Annotated in this window: 1 protein-coding gene; it reads left to right on the forward strand. The window is 66.0% G+C overall.

The genetic code is table 11. The annotated features are described in order from the left end of the window. Positions 1–244, forward strand: a 244-nt coding sequence (locus SB658_RS26710) for a glycoside hydrolase family 3 protein (protein ID WP_410603514.1), incomplete at both ends; no start/stop codon positions are given.

A 244-nucleotide genomic window follows, 5' to 3' on the forward strand; every position in this document is an offset into this window, starting at 1 on the left:
CTCGCCGAAGTCTCCGACATCGCCATCGTCGTCGTCGGACAGCGACAGAATCAGATCGGCGAAAAGTCGTCGACAAGCACCCTCGACCTGCCGGGGCGGCAGCTCGAGCAACTCCAGCGCATCCACGCCACCGGCACGAAGGTCATCGTGGTCGTCGTCTCCGGACGTCCGCTGGACCTCCGGTGGGCTGACGAACATGTCCCGGCAATCGTGCAGGCGTGGTACCCGGGATCCCGTGCGGGAG

It is taken from the genome of Bacillus sp. SIMBA_008 (genome assembly GCF_046535495.1).
GTDB lineage: Bacteria > Bacillota > Bacilli > Bacillales > Bacillaceae > Bacillus > Bacillus subtilis.